The organism is Stenotrophomonas sp. SrG (genome assembly GCF_050031795.1).
GTDB lineage: Bacteria > Pseudomonadota > Gammaproteobacteria > Xanthomonadales > Xanthomonadaceae > Stenotrophomonas > Stenotrophomonas rhizophila_A.
Genome location: NZ_JBNBBE010001826.1, coordinates 1 through 229, shown reverse-complemented (window position 1 = coordinate 229; position 229 = coordinate 1). Strand labels below are relative to the sequence as shown.

Annotated in this window: 1 protein-coding gene; it reads right to left on the bottom strand. The window is 69.9% G+C overall.

What is annotated here, in order from left to right:
- Positions 1-106 precede the first annotated feature (106 nt).
- Positions 107-229 (bottom strand): 50S ribosomal protein L19 (locus ACQG3P_RS25515; RefSeq protein WP_426806600.1); only part of this gene is annotated, 123 nt, incomplete at its 5' end.

The window sequence follows — 229 nt, the reverse complement described above, 5'->3', positions numbered from 1 at the left end:
TGCCGCCGTCGAACGCGGGTAGCTGGCGCAGACACGCAACCGCCCACCCGACGGGGGCCGCCTGGTGGGGTAGGTACCGACCCTTGGTCGGTACCCCACGCCGGAATTACGGGGCAGCCTTGGCAGCCAGGCGCGCGGCCTTGGCCTGCGCAGCAGCAGCCAGATCTACCTTGATGCGGGCAGCCTTGCCTTCCAGGCCACGCAGGTAGTAAAGCTTGCCGGCGCGGAC